Origin of the sequence: Ornithinimicrobium sp. (assembly GCF_035267225.1) — a bacterium.
Lineage (GTDB): Bacteria > Actinomycetota > Actinomycetes > Actinomycetales > Dermatophilaceae > Ornithinicoccus.
The window spans coordinates 13,921-34,858 of sequence record NZ_DATFMA010000074.1; the positions used below are offsets into that span (position 1 = coordinate 13,921).

At 69.5% G+C, this 20,938-nt stretch carries 18 protein-coding genes; 10 read left to right on the forward strand and 8 right to left on the reverse strand.

What is annotated here, in order from left to right:
• Nucleotides 1-43: 43 nt before the first annotated feature.
• Nucleotides 44-1,267 carry a LysM peptidoglycan-binding domain-containing protein gene (locus VJ976_RS06910; RefSeq protein ID WP_324099387.1) on the reverse strand — a complete coding sequence of 408 codons (1,224 nt, stop codon included), beginning with the start codon at nucleotides 1,265-1,267 and terminating at the stop codon, nucleotides 44-46.
• A gap of 202 nt (nucleotides 1,268-1,469) precedes the next feature.
• Between VJ976_RS06910 and VJ976_RS06915 the strand changes: the two genes are divergently transcribed.
• Nucleotides 1,470-1,793, forward strand: a complete 324-nt coding sequence (locus VJ976_RS06915) for an Rv2175c family DNA-binding protein (protein WP_324099388.1) — start codon at nucleotides 1,470-1,472, stop codon at nucleotides 1,791-1,793.
• Between the two features lie 8 nt (nucleotides 1,794-1,801).
• Here VJ976_RS06915 and VJ976_RS06920 read toward each other — a convergent pair whose 3' ends face one another.
• A complete protein-coding gene (locus tag VJ976_RS06920; protein WP_324099389.1) occupies nucleotides 1,802-2,932 on the reverse strand; it encodes a polyprenyl synthetase family protein in 1,131 nt (376 codons plus the stop codon).
• Between the two features lie 180 nt (nucleotides 2,933-3,112).
• Here VJ976_RS06920 and VJ976_RS06925 point away from each other — a divergent pair, with 180 nt between their 5' ends.
• From VJ976_RS06925 to VJ976_RS06945, 5 genes are all read left to right on the forward strand, one after another.
• Nucleotides 3,113-3,454, forward strand: coding sequence for a DUF6504 family protein (locus VJ976_RS06925; RefSeq protein ID WP_324099390.1), 342 nt, complete (start codon nucleotides 3,113-3,115; stop codon nucleotides 3,452-3,454).
• A 64-nt stretch (nucleotides 3,455-3,518) separates the two neighbouring features.
• Complete coding sequence (locus VJ976_RS06930; protein ID WP_324099391.1) at nucleotides 3,519-3,932, forward strand: SAV_6107 family HEPN domain-containing protein; 414 nt, start codon at nucleotides 3,519-3,521, stop codon at nucleotides 3,930-3,932.
• Nucleotides 3,929-7,693 (forward strand): DNA polymerase III subunit alpha, encoded by a 3,765-nt coding sequence (locus VJ976_RS06935; RefSeq protein WP_324099392.1) that lies wholly within the window; start codon nucleotides 3,929-3,931, stop codon nucleotides 7,691-7,693. The genes VJ976_RS06930 and VJ976_RS06935 overlap by 4 nt, the downstream gene beginning before the upstream one ends.
• Nucleotides 7,690-8,919 carry a DNA polymerase IV gene (dinB, locus tag VJ976_RS06940; RefSeq protein ID WP_324099393.1) on the forward strand — a complete coding sequence of 410 codons (1,230 nt, stop codon included), beginning with the start codon at nucleotides 7,690-7,692 and terminating at the stop codon, nucleotides 8,917-8,919. The genes VJ976_RS06935 and dinB overlap by 4 nt, the downstream gene beginning before the upstream one ends.
• A gap of 124 nt (nucleotides 8,920-9,043) precedes the next feature.
• Nucleotides 9,044-9,475, forward strand: coding sequence for a DUF3040 domain-containing protein (locus VJ976_RS06945; RefSeq protein WP_324099394.1), 432 nt, complete (start codon nucleotides 9,044-9,046; stop codon nucleotides 9,473-9,475).
• A 9-nt stretch (nucleotides 9,476-9,484) separates the two neighbouring features.
• Here the strand turns inward: VJ976_RS06945 and VJ976_RS06950 are convergent, their stop codons facing one another.
• Together VJ976_RS06950 and VJ976_RS06955 are read right to left on the reverse strand one after the other, a co-directional pair.
• Nucleotides 9,485-9,967 (reverse strand): DUF456 domain-containing protein, encoded by a 483-nt coding sequence (locus tag VJ976_RS06950; protein WP_324099395.1) that lies wholly within the window; start codon nucleotides 9,965-9,967, stop codon nucleotides 9,485-9,487.
• A gap of 51 nt (nucleotides 9,968-10,018) precedes the next feature.
• A complete protein-coding gene (locus VJ976_RS06955) occupies nucleotides 10,019-10,234 on the reverse strand; it encodes a DUF7455 domain-containing protein (RefSeq protein WP_324099396.1) in 216 nt (71 codons plus the stop codon).
• A 148-nt stretch (nucleotides 10,235-10,382) separates the two neighbouring features.
• On the opposite strand from VJ976_RS06955, the gene sigK reads away from it, so the two are divergent.
• The 4 genes from sigK (at nucleotide 10,383) to VJ976_RS06975 (ending at nucleotide 16,285) form a co-directional block, all read left to right on the forward strand.
• A complete protein-coding gene (sigK, locus tag VJ976_RS06960) occupies nucleotides 10,383-10,943 on the forward strand; it encodes an ECF RNA polymerase sigma factor SigK (protein ID WP_324099397.1) in 561 nt (186 codons plus the stop codon).
• Entirely contained in the window at nucleotides 10,940-11,767 is an 828-nt protein-coding gene (locus VJ976_RS06965) for an anti-sigma factor (protein WP_324099398.1), read from the forward strand. The genes sigK and VJ976_RS06965 overlap by 4 nt, the downstream gene beginning before the upstream one ends.
• Before the next feature lie 638 nt (nucleotides 11,768-12,405).
• On the forward strand, nucleotides 12,406-14,430 hold the full coding sequence (locus VJ976_RS06970) for a DNA gyrase/topoisomerase IV subunit B (protein ID WP_414693585.1): 2,025 nt from the start codon (nucleotides 12,406-12,408) through the stop codon (nucleotides 14,428-14,430).
• A gap of 508 nt (nucleotides 14,431-14,938) precedes the next feature.
• Nucleotides 14,939-16,285, forward strand: a complete 1,347-nt coding sequence (locus VJ976_RS06975; RefSeq protein ID WP_324099399.1) for a DEAD/DEAH box helicase — start codon at nucleotides 14,939-14,941, stop codon at nucleotides 16,283-16,285.
• On the opposite strand, the gene VJ976_RS06980 is transcribed toward VJ976_RS06975, so the two are convergent.
• From VJ976_RS06980 to VJ976_RS06995, 4 genes are all read right to left on the reverse strand, one after another.
• Nucleotides 16,282-17,367 (reverse strand): LacI family DNA-binding transcriptional regulator, encoded by a 1,086-nt coding sequence (locus tag VJ976_RS06980; protein ID WP_324099400.1) that lies wholly within the window; start codon nucleotides 17,365-17,367, stop codon nucleotides 16,282-16,284. The genes VJ976_RS06975 and VJ976_RS06980 overlap by 4 nt on opposite strands.
• 31 nt (nucleotides 17,368-17,398) lie before the next feature.
• Complete coding sequence (locus tag VJ976_RS06985; RefSeq protein ID WP_324099401.1) at nucleotides 17,399-18,379, reverse strand: carbohydrate ABC transporter permease; 981 nt, start codon at nucleotides 18,377-18,379, stop codon at nucleotides 17,399-17,401.
• Nucleotides 18,376-19,359 (reverse strand): sugar ABC transporter permease, encoded by a 984-nt coding sequence (locus VJ976_RS06990; protein ID WP_324099402.1) that lies wholly within the window; start codon nucleotides 19,357-19,359, stop codon nucleotides 18,376-18,378. Before VJ976_RS06990 ends, VJ976_RS06985 begins: the two co-directional genes overlap by 4 nt.
• Nucleotides 19,360-19,470: 111 nt before the next feature.
• On the reverse strand, nucleotides 19,471-20,859 hold the full coding sequence (locus VJ976_RS06995; RefSeq protein WP_324099403.1) for an ABC transporter substrate-binding protein: 1,389 nt from the start codon (nucleotides 20,857-20,859) through the stop codon (nucleotides 19,471-19,473).
• Nucleotides 20,860-20,938: the final 79 nt, after the last annotated feature.

Genomic DNA, 20,938 nt, shown 5'->3' on the forward strand with positions numbered 1-20,938 from the left:
TCTACGAAGGCAGATCCGTCATTCCTGGGATCTTGCTGTGCGTCTAGAGACGTGAGCGCAGCGCCGTGATCGACTTCACGTAGGCGCGGGTGTCCGAGAACAGACCCTGACGTTGGACGCTGCCCAGCCCCTGGTAGTAGCCCCCGACTGCCTGCTCCTCGTTGTCGGCAGAGCGTTGGAGCGCGCGCATGATGACCACGCCGGCGGTCACGTTGTCCTGCGGGTCGAGCAGGTTGAGGTCGCGCCCGACCAGGCCGGAGGCCCACTGCCCGGAGGAGGGGATGACCTGCATGACCCCGATCGCGTTGGCGGGGGAGACCGCGCGCTGGTTCCAGCCCGACTCCTGGTAGGCCAGCGCCAGCATCAGCGAGGGGTCGACGCCGTGGCGGCGTGCCGTCGCGACGACCATCGACCTGATCCGGTCGCTGGAGGGTACGGGCACGGAGGCCAGGTAGTCACGGTTGGCCGCGGCCGAGCGCGCGACCTTCGAGGAGTAGGTGTAGCTGCCGAACGTGTCCTCGACCTCACGGTCGGAGTAGCGGTCCGCGATCGTGTCCTGCGTGTACGGCTCGTCCATCGGTCGCGAGGAGGAGCCGCCGGGCATGCGCACCGTGGTGCCGACCCCCAGGGCGCGGGGACGGATGCCGGGGTTCGCCTCGATCAGCGCGTCGACCGAGACACCGTGGGAGGTCGCGATCCGGTACAGCGTGTCTCCGGCCCGCACCCGCACCGAGTGGGAGGAGGCCGTGCCCGATGCCGTGGACGCGGTGCCCGGCCTCGTGGGTGCCGAGGACGTGGCAGACCCGGACGAGGAGTGACCCGAGCCGCTGATGGTGAGCTTCTGTCCCGGGTAGATCATCCGGGTGTTGGTGATGCCGTTCGAGGAAGCCAGGGCGGTGACGGAGACACCGTGCTTGGCGGCGATGCCGGACAGGGTGTCCCCCGGTCGCACCGTGACCGTGCGACCGGCCGCTGGAGCGTGGGAGGGCGTGGCAGCCGTCCCGCCGCCGGAGCCGGCCGAGAGCCGCAGCTGCTGACCGGGGCGGATCCAGCGACCCCCGTCGCTCAGGCCGTTGGCGCGCACGAGGGTGGCCACCGTGGTGTCGTGCCGGGCGGCGATGTCGTAGACGGTGTCTCCCGGGCGGACCGTGTAGGTGCGGGCGCGCCTGGTGGTCGTGGTGGGTGCAGAGCCGGCGCTGCCCAGCGTCGGCATCCCGAAGGCGGTCACGGACGGCGCCGGAGGCACGTCGGCAGGCATCGGACTCATGATTCCCCTCCCCAGAGATGGAGCCGCGGGGGCTCCTGACACAGATGTGGCGCTCAGCCATCAAAGAGATGAGCGATACTGATGTGACGCGTGGGACAGTACGCGAGAAACGAAGACACGTCTAGATCGACGGCGTGTCGCTAATTGTGGAAGACTCATGAATGTGCTAAACGCCACGAATGTCATTTACGCGGGTGACTGGATGACCGTCCCCGACGTCATGACGCTGACCGGTGCCTCACAGGCCAGGGTCCGGACCTGGCTCAGCGATCGCGAGATCATCGGCACGCGGCGCGGCCCGAACGGGGCGCTCATGGTTCCGGCCGCCTTCCTCACCGGTGAAGGGCCCCTGAAGTCGCTGCGTGGCACGATCTCGGTGCTCTCGGACAGTGGGTTGTCCGACGAGCAGATCCTGCAGTGGCTGGGTGAGCCTGATGACACCCTGCCGGTGGGGACGCCGATCGGAGCCCTCCAGGCGGGGCACAAGGCAGAGATCCGCCGCCGCGCCCAGGAGACGGCCTTCTAGCAGGGCACCTACAGCGCCCGACTCGTGCTGATCTCGATCAGCGCACCCAGGGCGCGGTGCCCTTCAGGGGTGATGCCCTCGATCTCGTCCAGGGCTCGGGCCGCACGGCCACGACCGCGTTCGATCATCTCTTCCACGTGCTGCACGGCGCCACTGGCCTGGAGGGACTCGCGAACCTCGGCGATGCCGTCCGCATCGAGCGTGGCGTCCCCGAGCCCGCGGGTGACGACGCGCGCCTGCGCCGTCGTGCCGTGGTGCAGCGCGGTCGCGACCAGCACCGTGCGCTTCCCCTCGCGAATGTCGTCTCCGGCAGGTTTTCCGGTGCTTTCGGGATCCCCGAAGACGCCGAGAATATCGTCACGCAGCTGAAATGCCTCGCCGAGCGCGAGCCCGAAGTCGGACAACGAGCCAAGGGCTTCCGGAGGGGCTCCGATAGCGCTTGCACCCAACAGGACCGGGTGCTCGATGGAGTATTTGGCGCTCTTGTAGCGAATGACGCGCATGCATTGGTCGAGACGCTCGGAGTAGGGCAGGTCGTCCCATTCCTGGGCCGAGGTCAGCACGTCGAGATACTGCCCGCCCATGAGCTGGGTGCGCATGGTGTCGAAGACGGGTCGGGCACGGTGCAGCTGCTCGGCGGGCAACCCGGAGCCGGCGAACAGCTCGTCGCTCCAGTTCAGGCACATGTCTCCGGCCAGGGTGGCGGCGGCCAGGCCGAACTCGGTGGAGGAGCCGGACCACTGGGCCTGCGCGTGGCGGGCCGCGAACGCCCGGTGTGCGGTGGGGCGCCCTCTGCGCAGGTCGCTGTGGTCCATGACGTCGTCGTGCAGCAGGGCGGCGGCCTGGAAGAGCTCCATTGCGCCCGCCGCTCGGACCAGTGCCGTGCTGTCTTGGCCACCGAAGGCTCGGTATCCCCAGTACAGAAAGGCCGCGCGTAGCCGCTTCCCGCCGGAGAGCAGGTCCGCGACCGCGTCGACGAGGTCGAGCACCGGCTCGCCGACCACGGCCAGGATCTCGCGCTGGGTGCGCAGGTGGGCATCGAGGATCTCGGCGATCCGCGAGCGCAGCTCAACTCCGTCCAGGGGATGCAGGGTCGAGGTCTCCGGCGCTCCAGGGGAGGCGGGGCGAGGTGCGGGCACGGGGTCCTCTTCGGTGGAGAGCGGCGAGAGCGGGTGCGGGACGACTGGCCGAGTGCCCGTGAGCCTAGCGGCCGGAAGCGGGACCTTGACAGCGCACCGAGCGAATGTCGTACATTTGTTCGATCGAACAGATGTACACCCGGCTGTCCTTACCCGAGCCGGAGACGCGAGAGGACAACGATGGGTCGTCAGTACCACGAGCGCATCGAGGTGCGGTGCGGCGAGCCGATGTGGGGGTCGTGGTCCTCTGCCGCGGCGAGGTCGAGCAGCGGACCGGGCCCGACGGACGCGACACCGACCGCCTTCGTGTGGCGAGGACGGCTGCACGTGGTGCGAGCCGTGGTGGCGCAGTGGACCCAGCGTCTGCCGTGGTGGCAGGCGGCCGGGCAGGACACCACCTCGGCCCGTGCTCTGGAGCAGCAGGTGTGGCGGGTCGAGGCGAGCGTGGGGTCCATGTCGGGCACCGGGGTCTACGACCTGGCCCACGGCGAGCACTGGCGGCTGCTGAGGGTCGCGGACTGACCTCGCCTCGATCTGGGGCGCCCAGCCCGTCCCTTCGTGCCCACCACCGAACCAAGGAGAACCGATGAGTAACGCCGGCACCGTCCTCGACCTGCTCGACCGCGCCCGGGAAGGGCTGGTCCAGGCCTGTCACAGCGACACCTCCGCCGAGCGCTACACCCAGTCGCACCTGGCTGCCCTGCGCGCTGCCGCTGCGGTGATCGCCGCGCGCAGCAGACCCTCCCGGCGCTCCGGGCCACGCAGTGTCTGGGAGGTGTTGCCGGCGGTGGCCCCCGAGCTCACCGAGTGGGCGGTGCTGTACGCCGCGTCGGCACGCCGACGAGGAGCCGTCGAGCGGGGAGAGGCCAGCGTGAGCTGTCGCGAGGCGGACGACCTGGTGCGTGCCAGTGAGTGCTTCCTGGAGGCGGTGCGCGGCCTCTTGCACCTCCCGGTCGCCGACCCGCTGCCCGGTGACCTCGCGGTGATCAGCGGACGATGAGCGGGTCCGCGGGCGCCGACTTCGCTCATCTTCACGTCGCCTCCAGCTACTCCATGCGGTACGGCGCCAGCAGCCCGGAGGCCCTGGTCCGCCGAGCAGCCGAGCTGGGCCAGTCGAGCGTGGCGTTGACGGACCGGGACGGGGCGTACGCCGCCGTGCGGTTCGTCCGGGCCGCCACCGAGGCCGGGGTCCATCCCGTGCTGGGGGTCGACCTGGCCCTCGGCGAGCCGGCGACCGCCTCCGGGCCGGGTGCTGCACGGCGCTCTTCCCCCACCCCGAGCCGGGCGCATCCGCTCAAGGGAGGGCCCAGCCGGGCCGATCGCGAACCCCGGGTCACGGTCCTGGCCCGGGGGCAGCAGGCGGGGCTGGGGCCTGGGCTCGGGTGGTCCCGGCTGTGCCGGCTGGTGACGCACACCCATCTCGCCGGCGACCGCGGTGCTCCGCGCCTCACGGTCGAGCGGTTGGCCGCCGCCGCCGTTCCGAGTGCCGGGACTGCGCCCCTGGTCGTCCTGCTCGGGCCTGACTCCGACGTCGGCCGGGCAGTGCTCTCCCGCCGGCATGCCCACGCCGAGGCGTTGTTGCAGAGGTGGCGGCAGTCGCTGCCCCCCGGGTCGCTGCGGGTGGAGGTGGTCGTGCACGGAGGGCCGGCGCACACCAGCGGCAGTCTCACTCACGCCGCACGGATGTGGATGCTCGCTCGGGAGCATGCCGTGCCGGTCGTGCTGACCGCCGCAGTGCGGCACGCCGAGGTCTCCGGGGCGCGGGTCGTCGACGTCCTGGACGCGGCTCGCAGGATGGTCCCCCTGCAGGAGCGGCACCTGGACCGCGTCAGCACCGCCGGCCATCTGGCCGACACCCCGACGATGCTGGCGACCGCCGACCGGCTGGCCGCCGCCATGGGTCACCACCGGGTCCGTGGCGGCGACCTGGTGGCGGCGACCCTGGAGCTGGCCGGACAGTGCCGCCAGGACGCCCGATCCGACCTGGGGATCGGCTCGGTGCAGCTCCCGGAGCCGGAGGTGCTCGGCGTCAGTGGGCTGGGGCAGGCCCAGCAGGTGCTGACCGAGCGGTGTCGAGCAGCCGTGCACCACCGGTACCCCCCGGCTTCGGGTGGCTTGCTGCACCAGGTTCAGGAGCGGCTGACCCGTGAGCTCGAGGTGATCTCCGGGCTGGGATACCCGACGTACTTCCTGACCGTGGCCCAGGTGTGCGACCTCATCCGTGAGCAGGGGGTGCGCGTGGCCGCCCGCGGGTCGGGAGCGGGCAGCCTGGTGTGCTACCTACTGGGGATCAGCGGCGTGGACCCGATCCGGCACGACCTGCTGATGGAACGCTTCTGCTCTCCGCTGCGGGCCGAGCTGCCCGACATCGACATCGACGTGGAGTCGGCCCGGCGCACCGAGATCTATGAACGCATCCTGGAGCACTTCGGTTCCGAGCGGGTGACGTGCGTGTCGATGATGGAGACCTACCGGGTGCGGCACGCCATCCGCGACGTCGCCGCCACCCTCGGCATGCCGCCCGCGGAGATCGACCTGCTGGCCAAGGCCTTTCCGCACATTCGTGCCCGGGACGCCGGGGCGGCGATCCGAGACCTGCCCGAGCTGCGCCGGCTGGGGCTGGACGAGCCGGCGATGCGGATGATGTTCGAGCTGGTGGAGAGCCTGGACGGGCTGCCGCGACACGTCGCGATGCATCCGTGCGGGGTCATCCTGTCCCACGCCGGACTGTTGGACCGCACCCCGGTGGAGGCCAGCTGGCTGGGCTTTCCCATGAGCCAGTTCGACAAGGACGACGTCGAGGCGATGGGCTTCCTCAAGCTCGACGTGTTGGGCATCCGGATGCAGTCGGCAATGGCCCACGCGGTGGCCGAGGTCGAGCGGGTGGAGGGTCGGCGAGTGGATCTGGACGACCAGCGACAGGTGCCTCACGACGACCCCTCGACCTTCGCGCTGATCCAGTCCACCCGCACGTTGGGGTGTTTCCAGATCGAGTCGCCCGGCCAGCGGGAGCTGGTCGGCAAGTTCGCTCCGGAGACCTTCGAGGACGTCATCATCGACATCTCGCTGTTCCGGCCCGGCCCGGTCAAGTCGGACATGATCCGTCCGTTCCTGCAGGCACGCCAGGGCTGGGCCGAGCCGGAGTACCTCCACCGGAGCCTGGTCCCGGCTCTGGCCAGCACCTACGGCGTCGTGGTCTTCCACGAGCAGGTGCTCCGGATCGTGGCCGAGACCACCGGGGTCAGCCTGGCCCAGGCGGACGAGGTGCGGCGGGCGATGGGCTCAACGGTGGGCCGGGAGCAGGTCGAGCACTGGTGGCGTCCGGCGGCACGGGCGCGCGGCTACTCCGCCGAGGAGATGGAGCGGATCTGGCAGGTGCTCGCCGCGTTCGCCTCGTTCGGTTTCTGTAAGGCCCACGCGGCAGCCTTCGCCCTGCCGACCTACCAGTCCGCCTGGCTGAAGGCCCACCACACGGCGGCCTTCCTGGCCGGAGTGCTGACCCACGACCCGGGGATGTATCCCAAGCGACTGATCCTGGACGAGGCGCGCAACATGGGAGTGCACGTGCTCGGGCTGGACGTCAACGTCAGCGGGTCGACCTACCGGGTGGAGAAGGTGGCGCCGGAGGCGCAGGGCCCCGAGCCACTCGAGCCGGGAGCGGACAGGGTCGAGCAGGAGATGGCCCGGATCACCCGTGCGGCGGGGTGTGCGGGCATACGGATGTCCCTGGCGGAGGTCAAGGGCATCACCGACGCCGAGGTCGAACGGATCGTGGCCGGTCAGCCCTACACCTCGGTGACCGACTTCTGGCGCCGGGCCGCCGTCTCCCGGCCGGTGGTGGAGCGGCTGGTCATGGTGGGCGGGTTCGACTCCGTGCACCGGCTCGGCGAGGAGCTGACCCGGCGGGACCTGTTGTTGACCGTGCGTGAGCTGGACCGTTGGTCCGGGGCTCGTCCCGCGCGGTCTGCCTCCGTGACGGGGCGGCCTGGGGGCGACAGCGCAGGAGGTGCCGGGGTGGTCGCTGCACGTACCCGGGCGCAGGCCCGAGGTGCGCGCTCCTGGCATCCCCGGCCCCCGGTGAGCACTCAGCTCACTCTCGACCTCGACAACGAGCCGAGAGCTCTCGCCGCGAGCGGGCTGCCGACGATGACGACCCACGAGGAGACGATGGCCGAGCTGGACGTCCTAGGGATGGACGTCAGCGGTCATGTGACCAGCACCTACCAGCCGTTGTTGCAAGCGCTGGGAGTGACCGCGGCCAACCGTCTGCTGGAGTGCCGCAACGGGGCCCAGGTGCTCATCGCCGGGGCCAAGGTCGCCACCCAGACCCCACCGGTCCGCTCGGGCCGACGCGTGGTGTTCCTCACCCTCGACGACGGGACCGGGCCCAGTGATGCCACGTTCTTCGAGGACGTGCAGGGTCCGTACGCCGCCACGGTCTTCCACTCCTGGCTGTTGGTGGTCCGTGGGGTGCTCCGCCGGACGGGGCCCCGCGGGCGGTCGGTCCGGGCCGAGGCAGCGTGGGAGATGACCCAGCTGGACCATGTCTTCCGCACCGAAGGGATCGACGCGGTCTGGGAGACGATGGAGCGCTCCTCCCGCGACGCCGAGCAGCTGACCCAGCCAAGGGCGGGAACGGGCGAGCAGCGGCGGGTTCTCGTACATGCTTCGGGGTTCACCCAGTCCCCTTACGCCGACATCGGGCCACCGGGCAGCGACCGCAAGCTGTGGCACTCCAGCCCGGGAAGCTCCGGCCGATGAGCGGCCTCGACGACGGCCGGCAGTGCACCGTGCTGCACGTCGACATGGACGCGTTCTATGCCTCGGTCTCGCTGGTCGACGCCCCTCACCTGCGGGGCCTGCCGGTGATCATCGGGGGAGGGTGGCGCAGTGTGGTGCTCTCGGCGACCTATCCGGCACGCGCCTTCGGGGTGTGCTCCGGGATGCCGATGGCCAAGGCACGCCGCCTCTGTCCGCAGGCCACGGTGCTCGCCCCGGACCACGAGCAGTACACGCGGGTCTCCGAGGCGGTGATGGCGGTCTTCGCCGAGGTCACCCCGCTCATGCAGCCGGTCTCGATGGAGGAGGCGTTCCTGGACGTGTCCCGGGCAGGGCGCCGGATCGGCTCGCCGGCCCGCATCGCCGCCTGGATCAAGGACACCGTGGCCGACGAGCAAGGCATCCCCTGTTCAGTGGGAGGCGCTCAGACCAAGGCGGTGGCCAAGATGGCCTCACGTGCGGCCAAGCCCGACGGGGTGCGGATGGTGCCCCCGCACGATGTGGTCTCCTTCCTGCATCCGTTACCCGTCGGCGCGCTCTGGGGGGTGGGCGAGGCCACGGAGACCGAGCTGCGGCGGTTCGGGCTGCACACGGTCGCAGACATCGCCCACCTGCCGGTGGCCACGCTGGCGCGGATCGTCGGCCAGGCTCAGGCGCAGCGGTTGTCCACCTTGGTCTGGGGTGGTGACACCTCCGAGGTCGTGACCCCGACCCCGGTCGAACGCAGCGTCGGATCGTCGCAGACCTTCGCCCACGATGTCGACGACCCGGTGGAGCTCCACCGTCACCTGCTGCGTCTCAGCGAACGTACGACCACCAGGCTCCGGCACGCCTCGATGATGGCCCGGACCGTCGTGCTGACGGTGCGTTTTTCGGACTTCACCACGATCACCCGGTCCCGCACCATGAACCGGCCGACCGACGTGACGCGCGACGTCTATGCCACGGCGTCGCGGTCGTACGAAGCGTTGGGGCTGCAACGAGTCCGGGTTCGGCTGTTGGGAGTGCGGGTGGAGGGTCTGAGCCCCCGTGAGCTGACCCCGGTGCAGGCCCGCTTGGACGAACCGCTGCGCGGCTGGCGGGAAGCCGAGCACGCCGTCGACCGGGTCGCCTCACGGTTCGGCACGCGAACCGTGCAGCCGGCCAGCTTGCTGCTCGTCGAGCGGCGCGGGGACCCGCCCGCCGACCTGCGCAGCCGTCCCACGTAGAATCAACATCGACAACGGTGTCGGGAACCCGGGGTAGTACTTCCTTCGTTCACGACTTATCCTGATAGAGGATGCTGGCACCGGCCCCGTGCCCGCACACATTTTTCAGTCCGGGAGGTTCCCCGTGCCGCTCTCCGAGCACGAACAGCGCGTACTCGAACAGATGGAGCACGCGCTCTATGCCGAAGACCCCCGGTTCGCGTCGAACCTGAAGAAGCAGAAGGGGCAGACCCAGTCTCGGCGCCGTGCCGTGCTCGGGGTGGCCCTGGCCGTTCTGGGGCTCGCTCTGGTCGTCCTCGGTGTCACCGTCAGTCAGATCTGGATCGGCGGGATCGGGTTCGCGGCCATGGTGCTCGGCGGCGTCCTGGCCTTCACGCCCAGCAGCAAGAATCCGCCGTTGTCGGTCGTCGGCTCCGGGGCGCCTTCCGGCGGCTCGGGCCGGGGAGCGTCCGTGAAGGGTGCTGCGGGGTCCAAGAAGAAGTCGCAGAACCGTCGCGGTGGCTCCTTCATGCAGCGCATGGAAGAGCGCTGGGACAAGCGACGCGAGCAGGACTGAAGCACTCGCTCACGTCCACCAGGTGAGGGCCGCTACCCAGATCGCCACGATCACCAGCGCCGTCGCCAGCTCGATCAGGATGTTCAGCCCGATCGCGCGCAGTGCCGACACGGTCGAGCGCCAGGCCGCCTGGTGCTCATGTCGCCGGACACGCTGCACCGCATAGATTCCCAGCGGAAAGCCCACCACCGCACCCACCACGGGAACGGCGATGCCGCACAGGATGGCGACCACCACCCCAGCGACCATCGTCGAGGTCTTCACCCCGGCGGCGCGCATCCGCTGCCCTGGGATCAGGTACTGCAGCACGATGCCGGCCGCGCCCACGACGGTGACCGCGGACAACACCGCCCACCCGGTCGCAGAGGTCTCGCTGACAGACCACAGCAACACCCCCAGCCACACGAAGAACAGCCCCGGTAGCACTGGGACGACGATCCCGACGATGCCGACGAGCATGAGCAGCGCCGAGATCACCGCGATGGCCGTCATGGGAGGCAGTGTGCCAGGACACCGGGCTGCCTCCCGCGGCCGGACGAACCGCTAGAGGGCGGCCGAGTGCTCCTCGTGCAGTCGCTCGGACTCGTCCGTGATGGTCACGCCGTCCAGGTTGCGCAGCTTGTCCAGGTGCTCACGCCCGTGGTGGGCGCAGAAGTGCAGCTCGAGCCCATCGGCCAGACGGGCACGCACGTAGGCTTGGGCGCCGCACCGGTCACAGCGGTGGGCGGCAGTGATCTGCGGGCTCAGGGTGGCGTTCACGCGCTCGCTCCTCTCGACTGGCACCACGGGCACCATCGGGTGACCGTAGGACGCCCAGTGAAGCACGGGGCGCAGAAGGCATAACGCCAGCCGCCCGCCACGTGTGTCCGGTTCTGCCGAGGGCGTAACGGTAGGTCATGATGGCTCGGTGGACGACCTGGACCCTCCCTCGCTGGAGGAGCTGATGCGACAGACCGCGTCAGGGGACCAGGAGGCGTTCGCCAGCCTGTACGACCAGGTCGCTGCCCGCGTTCACGGGCTGGTCGTGCGCATCCTGCGGGACCAGGCGCAGTCCGAGGAGGTCACTCAGGAGGTCTTCCTCCAGGTCTGGAGGAGTGCGCCCTCCTTCGATCCCGCCCGCGGAAGCGCCTTGTCCTGGTTGATGACCCTCGCTCACCGGCGTGCGGTGGACCGGGTCCGCTCGGCACAGGCCCAATCCGTGCGTGACGCGGACTACGAATCGCTTCGCGACAAACCGCTGCAGGACCCGACGAGCCAGGAGGTGGAGGATCGGTGGCAGGCACAGACGGTGCGTTCGGCTGTCACCGAGTTGGGGCCACCGCACCAGGAAGCGGTCGAGCTGGCGTACTTCCAGGGCATGACGCACCGTGAGGTCTCGCTCGCTCTCGGCGTGCCGCTGGGCACGGCCAAGACACGGATTCGGGATGGTCTGCGCAAGCTACGAGAGACGACGGGAGGTGCACGATGACCGCCTCCGACCGGCACGTCGATGACCTGATCGCGTCCTTCGCCCTGGACGCGGTCGACGACACCGAACGCCGGCTCGTGCAGGCCCACCTCGAGGGGTGTGAGCGCTGCCGTGCCGAGCTGCGCGAGTTCTCCGAAGCGGCCGTGCACCTGATGGACGGGGCGGAGGTAGAGCCGCCGCGCTCCCTGCGGTCGTCGGTGCTGGCCGCGGTGGCCAGCGAGCCCCAGAACACGGTCGAGGACAGTGGTGACGGCGAGCGCGAGACTTCGCCCGAGACGTCCACCGAGCATGTTCAGCAGCCGCCGCCGGAGTCAGATCCCGCGCCGGAGTCGGGCGCCACCGCGTCCTCCGGCCAGCGCAGCGGCGAAGCCCGCTCGAGGCGGCACGGCACCACGGCCTGGTGGTCCTTGGCCGCAGCCGGCCTGCTCGCGGTCGGAGGCTGGGGTATCTGGCAGAGCCTGGAGGAGGATCTCTCGCCCGCCGAAGAGGTCATCCAGGCCGAGGATGCGCAGCGCTACCAGACCGAGTACGAAGGAGAGGCGGTCACGGTCGTCGCCTCCGCGGAGCTCGACCGCGCGGTTCTGGTGACCGACGAGCTGCCCGAGCTCGGGGACGACGAGGTCTACCAGGGCTGGTGGATCGACGACGAGGGGACCATTACCTCCGCAGGCGTCCTTCAGGATGCCGCCGGTGCCGCTGAGGCGCAGACGGTGCTGCAGGGCGACCCAGATGCCGTGAGCAACTTCGCGCTCAGCGTGGAGCCCGACGAAGGCTCGGAGCAGCCCACCACCGAGCCGGTCCTCGTGCTACCGCTGGAGAGCTGAGCTCACCGACCCGGGGGAAGGCTGGCCTGGCGAAGGCGTCCGCGGCATCGCAAAGAGGAGACCGTGGGCGCTCCCCTGAACGCCCACGGTCTCCGGACGGGTCGGTGCCGACCTCAGCGTGGAGCCGAGACTCCACGCGTGACGAGCCGCCACCGGTCCGCTCTCCGGGCCCGGGACATCGCGGGGCACACCGGCCCAGCCGACCCGGAGACTGGCGCGGAACCGCTGAACCACGGTGAGGTGACAGGACGGCTCCGTGACGACGCCTGTCGTGCCGTGGCGGGCGCACTCGTGGTGACCAGCACCACCCGTGACGTCGCCGGCCATGGCGTGCGCGGCGACGACAGGGGGCAGGGCGCGGACGTGGTGTCCAGTTCGCCGGCTCGTCCCGAGAGGATGGCGGGAGGCAAACCGGCTGCTGCGCACTGCATGTCCGACATTCGGCGCCCACGACGGGCCGGATGGGCAAAAACTTGTGACCTGTGTCACATTGACCCCTCCCGAGCGGCTGCCCCGCTCTGGGTTAGCCTGCGAGTCAGCCCATCCGCGCGGTTATCCGCGCCCGCTTCCCGTCAGGAGCCGTCATCGCCACCGACTACTCCGCCCGCCACCTGCAGGTGCTCGAGGGACTCGAGGCGGTGCGCAAGCGCCCCGGAATGTACGTCGGGTCCACCGACTCGCGCGGGATGATGCATTGTCTCTGGGAGATCATCGACAACTCCGTGGACGAGGCCCTCGGCGGGCACGCCACCCGGATCGGCATCGACCTGCTGCCCGACGGCTCGGTCCGGGTCACCGACGACGGCCGAGGCATCCCGGTCGACGTGGAGCCGCGCACCCAGCTCTCCGGAGTGGAGGTGGTGTTCACCAAGCTGCACGCCGGCGGGAAGTTCGGCGGCGGGTCCTACGTGGCCTCCGGTGGCCTGCACGGCGTCGGGGCCTCGGTGGTCAACGCGCTCTCGGCCCGGTTGGACGTCGAGGTGGACCGTGCGGGCAAGACCTACGCCATGAGCTTCCGCCGTGGCGAACCGGGAGTCTTCGACGACTCCGGCGGCATCTCGCCCCGGTCGCCCTTCACCCCCTTCGAGAAGACCTCCGATCTGCGCGTCGTCGGCAAGGCCAAGCGCGGTGTCTCCGGCACCCGGGTGCGCTACTGGGCGGATCCGCAGATCTTCCTCACCCAGGCTCGGTTCGAGGACGACGAGCTCGCTGAACGGCTCCGTCAGACATCCTTTCTCGTGCCGCGTCTGCAGCTGAGGCTGCATGACGAGCGTGGTGCCCAGCCGCGAGAGGAGCTCTTCGTCCACGACGGCGGCATCGCCGAGTTCGTGGACTTCCTTGCCAGCGACCCCGCGGTCACCGACTGCTGGCGCCTCGAGGGCGCGGACACCTTCACCGAGACCGTTCCGGTGCTGGACGCCGCCGGGCAGATGAGCTCGAAGGAGGTGGAGCGCGAATGTGTGGTGGACGTGGCGTTGCGGTGGGGCACCGGGTACGACACCCACGTGCGCAGCTTCGTCAACATCATCGCCACCCCGAAGGGTGGGACGCACCTGGCCGGGTTCGAGCAGGCGATGGTCAAGGTGCTGCGCAAGCAGGTGGAGCAGAACGCGCGCCGGCTCAAGGCGGGCAACGACAAGGTCGACAAGGACGACGTCCTGGCGGGTTTGACCGCGGTGGTCACGGTGCGGCTGGCTGAGCCTCAGTTCGAGGGCCAGACCAAGGAGGTGCTGGGCACCCCCGCGGTGCGCCAGATCGTGGCCAAGGTCGTCGAGCGCGAGCTCACCGCTCGGCTCACCTCGTCGGCACGAGCGGACAAGGCGCAGGCCTCGCTGGTGCTCGACAAGGTCGTGGCCGAGATGAAGTCCCGCATCTCGGCTCGGTTGCACAAAGAGACCCAGCGCCGCAAGAACGCCCTGGAGTCCTCCACCCTGCCGGCCAAGCTGGCCGACTGCCGCACCCAAGAGACCCAACGCTCCGAGCTGTTCATCGTGGAGGGGGACAGTGCACTGGGGACCGCCAAGCTGGCCCGGTCCAGCGACTACCAGGCGTTGCTGCCCATCCGCGGCAAGATCCTCAACGTGCAGAAGGCGTCGGTGTCGGACATGCTGCACAACTCGGAGTGCGCTGCCATCATCCAGGTCATCGGGGCCGGCTCGGGTCGTTCCTTCAACGTCGACCTCGTCCGCTACGGCAAGGTCATCATCATGACCGACGCTGATGTCGACGGCGCCCATATCCGAACCCTGCTGTTGACGCTGTTCTTCCGCTACATGCGACCGATGGTGGAGGCCGGGCTGGTCTACGCCGCCATGCCACCGTTGCACCGCCTCGAGGTCAGCGCTGCGGGAAAGGCCAAGCGCGAGCTGATCTACACCTATACCGAGGCCCAGATGCGCACGACGTTGGCGTCCCTGCAGCGTCGAGGCCGCAGCGTCAAGCAGCCGATGCAACGGTACAAAGGCCTGGGCGAGATGGACGCCGACCAGCTGGCCGAGACGACGATGGACCCTGGACGGCGCACTCTGCGACGAGTCACCCTGGCCGACGCCGAACAGGCGGAGCGGGTGTTCGAGCTGCTGATGGGCTCGGCAGTGGCACCGCGCAAAGACTTCATCGTCGACTCCGCCGACTCCCTGGACCGAGAGCGCATCGACGCCTGAGGCCCGGGAGGTCTGCTACCGTTGACGGCTCACTCACTTCCGCCACCGCGGACCAGGGGTAGGTCGGTCACGCAGCAAGCGATGAGGCGAACCCACCTCAGACGACACGAAGCGAGACACCCCGGTCATGGCCCCCAAGTCATCGCGCTCCGGCGCGCCCTCGAAGCGTTCCACCCCTTCAGCGAAGAAGAAGCCGCGGCACTCCAGTGCCCAGAAGAAGGCCGCCCGCCTCGCGCGTGAGCAGGCGCAGCGCACGGCGACACGTTCGTCGAAGGGCAAGCAGGCGGGTGCCGGCGCCCCGCCGCCCCGCCACCACAGCCCCGCGCCCGCAGGCCAGCGATCGCAGCGGACAGAGAAGCCGCAGCGCACCGCCCAGCCACCGCGCTCTCGGCGTCCCGACGCCCCGCGCCGCCCCTCGACCGCGCCCGGGGCGGGGTCGGCCCGCCGTCCCTCCTCCCAGGACCGGGCCAGGCACGAGGTCCACCGTCCTCAACGACGCACCCCGAACGTGGACACGGCGTCGGCCCCGGCCGGGGCCGACAGCGACTTCACGCAGCTGGGAGTGGATGGGCGCCTCGTCGCCGCACTCGCGCGTCAGGGCATCACCGCCGCCTTCCCGATCCAGCGGGTCACCATCCCGGATGCGCTCGCAGGTCGCGACGTGCTGGGACGGGGACAGACCGGCTCGGGCAAGACCCTGGCCTTCGGTCTGCCGCTGCTCCACCGTCTGAGCAACGAGCCGCCGGCACCAGCCCACCGGCCCCATGCCCTCATCCTCACGCCGACTCGGGAGCTGGCGATGCAGGTGCTGGAGGCGCTGGCGCCGCTCGCCTCGACGCTCCATCTGCGGCACCAGCTCGTCGCCGGAGGCATGCCGTACGCGCCACAGCTGCGGTCGCTGGAACGAGGCGTCGACGTGCTCGTCGCGACGCCGGGCCGGCTCTGGGACCTGATCGAGCGTGGGGCGGTGGACCTGTCAGCGGTGCACGTCACCGTCATCGACGAGGCCGACCACATGGCCGAGATGGGCTTCGTGGAGGTGTTGACCCAGCTGTTGGACCGCACGCCTGCCGACGGGCAGCGCCTGCTCTTCTCGGCCACCCTGGACCACGGGGTCGACGCGGTCGCGGCTCGCTACCTGCACGACCCGGTGACGCACTCGACCGACCAGGCCGGTGCGAGCGTCTCCACGATGGAGCACCATCTGTTCCTGGTTCACCCGCACGAGAAGAAGACGGTCACCGCGGCGATAGCCAACCGTCCGGGGCGCACCGTGGTCTTCGTCCGGACGAAGCTGGGAGCGGACCGGGTCGCGATCCAGCTTCGTGAGTCCGGCGTGTTCGCAGCCGCACTTCACGGCGGTCTGAACCAGGCTCAGCGCACTCGCGTCCTGGCTGCTTTCCGCTCCGGAGAGCTTCCGGTCCTCGTGGCCACGGACGTTGCCGCGCGCGGTATCCACGTGGACGACGTGAGCCTGGTGCTGCAGGCCGACCCCCCTGCCGACCACAAGGACTACCTGCACCGCTCCGGTCGCACCGCGCGGGCGGGCAGTGCCGGCGCGGTGGTCACCTTGGCGCTGCCGCACCAGCGCAAGCCGGTCCAACGGCTTCTCACCGCGGCCGGTGTGCACACCGAGGCAACCACGGTGGGGCCGCAGGACGAGGTGGTCATGGTGACCGCCGGCGGCGCCGCGCCCTCGGGTGAGGCTGTGCCCCAGTCACGGGTGGATGCCGTCATGCGCCCCCCGCGGGCCTCGCGCAGGCCGCGGCAGGGTGGGCCGAGCCGCGGTTCCGGGCCTCGTCGCCAGCCGACTCGCCGCGGAGAGGAGAGGCCGGCGCGCCGGCCCTCCTCCTAGCTCTGCGAAGGGCCGCCCAGCAGCGGCGGGCCCACGTCGGTGCACTGCCTCAGCGGGCTGGTGGTGCGCCGGGGCACGAGCTGGGTGGGCAGCGTCAGCACGCCGTCGGCCAGACCGTCGGGCAGCGGGGGTGCCGGTTCTTCGGTGGACCCGCCGAGCAGCTCGTGCAGCAGGATGTCGGCCGCCGCCTCGCCTTGGCCCACCACGTCCTGCCGCACGGTGGTGAGCTTGAGCACGTCGGACAGGGCGTAGTCGTCCACGCCGATCACGGACAGGTCCTGGGGTACACGCAGGCCCAGCTGGGCGGCCACCGCCATCACGCCGATCGCGATCTCGTCGCTCGCGGCCACCACGGCGCTCGGCATCCGGTCGGAGAGGAAGAGCTTCATCGCCTGCTTCGCGGCATCCTGCGCGGACCAGTCGCAGGTCAGGATCCAGTCGCTGTTCAGGACGAGACCGTGCTCCAGCATGCGGTTGCGGAACCCGGTCAGACGGCCCCAGGGCACCAGCCGGTGTTCGGCATCCGCGGGCACCGCGCCCGCGTAGCCGATCATCGTGTGACCGAGGTCGACGAGGTGGTCGACCGCGGTCCGGACGGCCTCCTCGTCGTCGATGCGGACCAGCGGGCGGCCAGGCACCGGGTTGCCGATGGCCACCGTGGGCAGGTCGAGCTTGTCCAGGAGCGTCAGCTCCGCGTCGCGCAGTGGCACGTTCAGCACCACCAGGCCGTCGAAGCGCTTGTTCAGCATCTGCGGCGTCAAGGGGAGGCGGTCGAACGCCGAGTCGGCCTCGAGATCGACCAACAGCGCCAGGTAGTCGTGTTCGCGCAGGGTCTTCTCGATGGCGCTGACCGCGGAGGCGAAGAACCACCGTGTCATGAACGGGGTGACAATGCCGACCACCCGGGTCCGCCCCGAGGCCAGAGAGGCGGCGGTGGGGGAGGCGACGTACTCCAGCTCCTCGGCAGCCCGCAGGACCCGCCCGCGGGTAGAGGCGCTCACCGAGCTCACGCCGCGAAGGGCGCGGGAGACCGTAGCCGCCGAGACGCCGGCCGCCCGCGCCACGTCGGAGATCGTGCTCATTGACTCGACTCCTTTGTCGCCGTGGGCCGTCTCAGCCCTTGACGCCGCCGGCGAGCAAGCCTCGCACGAAGAATCTCTGCAGCGCCAGGAAGACCACCACCGGCACGACCATGGCGATGAACGCACCGGCCGAGAGCAGCTGCCACTCGGCGCCGCGGCTGCCGGCCAGGTTCTGGATCTTCAGCGTCAGCGGCTGGATGTCTGGGCTGGCGAAGGTGAGGGCCACCAGCAGGTCGTTCCACACCCACAGGAACTGGAAGATCGAGAACGAGGCGATCGCGGGCACGAGCAGGGGCAGGAGCACCGAGAAGAAGATCTTGACGTGCCCGGCCCCGTCGACCCGCGCCGCCTCGATGAGGCTCCGCGGGATGTCCATCATGAAGTTGTGCAGCAGGAAGATGGCCAGCGGCAACGCGAAGATCGAGTGCGAGAGCCACAATGTCCACAGCGACCCGTCCAGCCCGAACGAGACGTACTGCTGCAGCAACGGGATGAGCGCGATCTGGATCGGCACCACCTGCAGCGCGAAGACCGCCACGAACAGCATCCCGCGTCCCTTGAAGTCGATCCAGGCGAACGCGTAGGCCGCCAGGAGGGCGAGGCTCACCGGGATGAACACCGCCGGCAAGGTGATGACGACGGTGTTGAGGAACGCTCCCGCGAAGTCGGTGGACGGGTTGTAGAGGACCCCGTTGTAGTTGTCGAGGGTGACCTCGGGGTTGCTGAAGAAGGTCCACCAGCCTTCGGTCTTGATCGTGGCCTCCGGACGGAACGAGGTCACGAGCAGGCCGAAGGTCGGCACCGACCACAGGATGGCCAGGACGATAGCCACCCCGGAGGCCCAGGGAGAGGCCAGCCGGGTCTTGGCGTCGACCGCGCGCTGCTCGGCGCGGGTCAGCTTGCGGGGGGTCTTGCGCTCGGCGACGTCCGAGCCCTCGGGGGTGGCCTTGGCGGCCGGGTCCCCGTGGTGCTCCCCGCCGGGGGTGTCTGGGGTGGTCGGCGCCTGGCTCATCGCTGCTCCTCCGAGAGTCGCATCTGACGGATGTTGTAGAGAATGATGGGAATGACCAGGATGAACAGCAGCACCGCCAGGGCGGCGCCGATGTCTGGCCGTCCGAAGACGAAGCTCTGGCTGTAGAACTCGTTGGCCACGATCGAGGTGTTGAACTGGCCACCGGTCATGGTGCGGACGATGTCGAAGACCTTCAGCGTGGCCATGGCGATGGTCGTGAGGACCACGACGACGGCGGGCCGCACCGACGGCAGGGTGACGTAGCGGAACATCGGGAAGCCCGACACGCCGTCCATCCGCGCGGCTTCGATGATGTCGTCCGGGATCGACTTGATCGCCGCGGACAGGATGGTCATCGCGAACCCGGCCTGGATCCACACCATGACCGCGATGAGGAAGAAGTTGTTGAGCGGCGGACTGATCAGCCACTGCTGGGGCTCGAACCCGACGAGGACGATGAGCTGGTTGAGCAGACCGATCTGGTTCACACCCGGCTGGTCAGGACGGAACTCGTAGACGAACTTCCAGATGATGGACGCACCCACCATCGAGATGGCCATAGGGAGGAAGACGAGTGTCTTGGCGAACTTCTCGCCGAACGCGCGGTCGACCAGCACCGCGTACATCAGCCCGAAGCCGGTCGCGAACAACGGCACCAGCACCACCCACAAAGTGGTGTTGAACAGCACCGTGCGGAAGTTCGGCGTGGTGAAGATCGTCTGGTAGTTGTCGAGCCCGACGAGGTCACCCGACGTGTTCTGGAACGAGGTGATGATGGTCAGGATGGCGGGATAGATCAGCCCACCCACGATGAGCAGCACCGCCGGCCCGAGAAAGCCCACGATGGTGACCCACTTGGGCACCTTGGGCAGCTCGGCGATCCAGAGCACGGCGGCCATCACGAGCAGGAAGAACCCGAACACCATGACCATGAGCAGGATCTTCTGCCCCGGTGTGGTGGCGTCGACGAGAAAGTCCACAGCAGTACCTCTACTTCTTCAGTCAGGTCGTTCGAACGCTCGGAGGACGACAACGGGCGGCGAGGAGCCGATGCGGCACTCGCCGCCCGTTGCGGTCACTCTGCGTCGCGCCTAGTTGTTGGGCCAGCTGTTCTCGACCGTGGTCAACACCTTCTCGGAGTCGGTGCCGAGAGCGATCCAGTCGGTCATCGCGGTCCACAACGTGCCTGCCCCGACGGCGGCCGGCATGAGGTCGGAGCCGTCGAAGCGGAACTCGGTCTCCTCATCGGTCAGCAGCTCGAAGGCGAGCTGGTCGATCGGCGAGGCGTAGTTGTCCGGGTTCATCCCGTTGTTGGCCGAGAGCCATCCGGGGCCGGAGAGCTGGGCCTTGACGTCGGACCACTCCGGGCTGGTCAGGTAGGCCTGGAAGGCCGCCACCTCGGGCCGGTCGGCGAAGGCCACCGTGAACTCACCGCCACCCAGCATCGGCTTCTCCTCCTCGGTCACGGCCGGGAGGTAGAAGGCGAACACGTCGCCGTCCTCGGCGACATCCGTGCCGTCCGGCCAGTTGGCCTGGTAGAAGGTGGCCTGCCGGTGCAGCCAGCAGTTCCCATCCAGGATGGGTAGACCCGCATCGCTGAAGCTCGTGGTGGCGATCGACTCCACGCCACCAAGGCCGCCGTTGACGTAGTCCGGGTTGCGCAGGATGTCGCCGACCTCGTTCAGCGCGTCGACGACCTGCGGGTCGTTGAAGGGGATCTCGTGCTCGACCCACTGGTCGTAGACGTCCACGCCGGCGTTGCGCAGCATGTAGTCCTCCAGCCAGTCCGTCGCGGTCCACCCGGTAGCGGTACCGGACTCGATCCCGGCGCACCACGGCTTGGTGTCGGGGTTGTCGGCGACGATCTGCTCGGTGAGCGCGCTCATCTCTTCCAGCGTGACCGGGATCTCGTAGCCCGCCTCCTCCATCATGGAGGGGGAGTACCAGACGAAGGACTTGGCGTTCGCGCCCAGCGGGGCCCCGTAGTAGGTCCCGTCGACGGTGCCGTACTCCTTCCACTGCGGGTTGTAGTACTCGTCCACGTTGGACTGCGCGGGGTCGGAGACCTCGACGATCGCGTCCGGGAAGTCGGAGGCGATCGTCTCGATCAGCCCGGGCTGCGGGATGTAGGCGATGTCCGGGGGGTTGCCCGCCTGCAACCGCACCTGGAGCTGGGCTTCGAAGTCACGGGACCCCTCGTAGTTCACGGTGGCTCCGGTGCAGTCCTCGAAGGGCTTGTAGGAGTCGATGTGCGGCTGGTCCTCGGGGGAGATGATCGAGGTGTAGATCGACACCTCGGTGCCTTCGAGATCGCCGTACTGCTCGAAGTCCGCGCAGTCGACATCGCTGGTGACGTCGGCGAGGGCGTCGGACTCGCCGCCGCTACCCCCACCTCCGTCTCCGCCACACGCCGCGAGGGAGATGGTCGCCACGCCGGCGGTCAAGGCCAGCCAGCGACGGGATGTGGTGCGTGAGGGCATGTGCCCGCCTCCGTTTCACGTGGGCGCCGACGGCGACACTTCACCTCGGCGCTGAGGGATACGGAGTCAATGTAAGCGA